Annotated in this window: 1 rRNA gene; it reads right to left on the reverse strand. The window is 56.7% G+C overall.

The annotated features are described in order from the left end of the window. Positions 1–32: 32 nt before the first annotated feature. A 23S ribosomal RNA gene (locus tag ACZ3ZE_RS36910) occupies positions 33–3,155 on the reverse strand. Between the last annotated feature and the right edge of the window lie 59 nt (positions 3,156–3,214).

Raw genomic sequence — 3,214 nt, forward strand, 5'->3', positions numbered from 1 at the left:
CTTCAGAACTAACACAGTGGACGCGAGCAACTGAGGACAAGCCCTCGGCCTATTAGTACCGGTCAGCTCCACCCATTACTGGGCTTCCACATCCGGCCTATCAACCCAGTCGTCTACTGGGAGCCTTACCCTCTCAAGGAGGTGGGAATACTCATCTCGAAGCAGGCTTCCCGCTTAGATGCTTTCAGCGGTTATCCCTCCCGAACGTAGCCAACCAGCCATGCCCTTGGCAGGACAACTGGCACACCAGAGGTTCGTCCGTCCCGGTCCTCTCGTACTAGGGACAGCCCTTCTCAATATTCCTACGCGCACAGCGGATAGGGACCGAACTGTCTCACGACGTTCTAAACCCAGCTCGCGTACCGCTTTAATGGGCGAACAGCCCAACCCTTGGGACCGACTCCAGCCCCAGGATGCGACGAGCCGACATCGAGGTGCCAAACCATCCCGTCGATATGGACTCTTGGGGAAGATCAGCCTGTTATCCCCGGGGTACCTTTTATCCGTTGAGCGACGGCGCTTCCACAAGCCACCGCCGGATCACTAGTCCCGACTTTCGTCCCTGCTCGACCCGTCGGTCTCACAGTCAAGCTCCCTTGTGCACTTACACTCAACACCTGGTTACCAACCAGGCTGAGGGAACCTTTGGGCGCCTCCGTTACCCTTTGGGAGGCAACCGCCCCAGTTAAACTACCCATCAGACACTGTCCCTGATCCGGATCACGGACCGAGGTTAGACATCCAGCACGACCAGAGTGGTATTTCAACGGCGACTCCACCATGACTGGCGTCACGGCTTCAAAGTCTCCCACCTATCCTACACAAGCCGAACCGAACACCAATATCAAACTGTAGTAAAGGTCCCGGGGTCTTTCCGTCCTGCTGCGCGAAACGAGCATCTTTACTCGTAGTGCAATTTCACCGGGCCTATGGTTGAGACAGTCGAGAAGTCGTTACGCCATTCGTGCAGGTCGGAACTTACCCGACAAGGAATTTCGCTACCTTAGGATGGTTATAGTTACCACCGCCGTTTACTGGCGCTTAAGTTCTCAGCTTCGCCCTGTCGAAACAGAGCTAACCGGTCCCCTTAACGTTCCAGCACCGGGCAGGCGTCAGTCCGTATACATCGCCTTACGGCTTCGCACGGACCTGTGTTTTTAGTAAACAGTCGCTTCTCGCTGGTCTCTGCGGCCACCCCCAGCTCACGGAGTAAATCCGATCACCAGACGTGGCCCCCCTTCTCCCGAAGTTACGGGGGCATTTTGCCGAGTTCCTTAACCATAGTTCACCCGAACGCCTCGGTATTCTCTACCTGACCACCTGAGTCGGTTTAGGGTACGGGCCGCCATGAAACTCGCTAGAGGCTTTTCTCGACAGCATAGGATCATCCACTTCACCACAATCGGCTCGGCATCAGGTCTCAGCCTTAATGTGTGACGGATTTGCCTATCACACGGCCTACACCCTTACCCCGGGACTACCACCGCCCGGGCTGGACTACCTTCCTGCGTCACCCCATCGCTTACCTACTACCACCTTGGATCAGCGGCTCCACCACTCCCCTTTGCCCGAAGGCTCCAGGGCGGCTTCACGGCCTTAGCATTAATGGGCTCGATATTGGGCGTTTCAAAGCGGGTACCGGAATATCAACCGGTTGTCCATCGACTACGCCTGTCGGCCTCGCCTTAGGTCCCGACTTACCCTGGGCAGATCAGCTTGACCCAGGAACCCTTAGTCAATCGGCGCACACGTTTCTCACGTGTGTATCGCTACTCATGCCTGCATTCTCACTCGTGAACCGTCCACAACTCGCTTCCGCGGCTGCTTCACCCGGCACACGACGCTCCCCTACCCATCACAGCGGGCGTTGGCCCTATTGCTGCAATGACACGACTTCGGCGGTACGCTTGAGCCCCGCTACATTGTCGGCGCGGAATCACTTGACCAGTGAGCTATTACGCACTCTTTCAAGGGTGGCTGCTTCTAAGCCAACCTCCTGGTTGTCTCTGCGACTCCACATCCTTTCCCACTTAGCGTACGCTTAGGGGCCTTAGTCGATGCTCTGGGCTGTTTCCCTCTCGACCATGGAGCTTATCCCCCACAGTCTCACTGCCGTGCTCTCACTTACCGGCATTCGGAGTTTGGCTAAGGTCAGTAACCCGGTAGGGCCCATCGCCTATCCAGTGCTCTACCTCCGGCAAGAAACACACGACGCTGCACCTAAATGCATTTCGGGGAGAACCAGCTATCACGGAGTTTGATTGGCCTTTCACCCCTAACCACAGGTCATCCCCCAGGTTTTCAACCCTGGTGGGTTCGGTCCTCCACGAAGTCTTACCTCCGCTTCAACCTGCCCATGGCTAGATCACTCCGCTTCGGGTCTTGAGCGTGCTACTGAATCGCCCTATTCGGACTCGCTTTCGCTACGGCTTCCCCACACGGGTTAACCTCGCAACACACCGCAAACTCGCAGGCTCATTCTTCAAAAGGCACGCAGTCACGACTGTATGTGCAAGCACATACAGCGACGCTCCCACGGCTTGTAGGCACACGGTTTCAGGTACTATTTCACTCCGCTCCCGCGGTACTTTTCACCATTCCCTCACGGTACTATCCGCTATCGGTCACCAGGGAATATTTAGGCTTAGCGGGTGGTCCCGCCAGATTCACACGGGATTTCTCGGGCCCCGTGCTACTTGGGTGTCTCTTAAACGAGCCGCATGAATTTCAGCTACGGGGGTCTTACCCTCTACGCCGGACCTTTCGCATGTCCTTCGCCTATCCATACGGTTTCTGACTCGTCTCACGGCCGGCAGACCGTGAAAAAGAGATCCCACAACCCCGCATGCGCAACCCCTGCCGGGTATCACACGCATACGGTTTGGCCTCATCCGGTTTCGCTCGCCACTACTCCCGGAATCACGGTTGTTTTCTCTTCCTGAGGGTACTGAGATGTTTCACTTCCCCTCGTTCCCTCCACATGCCCTATGTGTTCAGGCATGGGTGACAGCCCATGACGACTGCCGGGTTTCCCCATTCGGAAACCCCCGGATCAAAGCCTGGTTGACGGCTCCCCGGGGACTATCGTGGCCTCCCACGTCCTTCATCGGTTCCTGGTGCCAAGGCATCCACCGTGCGCCCTTAAAAACTTGGCCACAGATGCTCGCGTCCACTGTGTAGTTCTCAAGCAACGACCAGCCACCCATCACCCTAC

Source organism: Streptomyces sp. NPDC023157, from assembly GCF_055560575.1.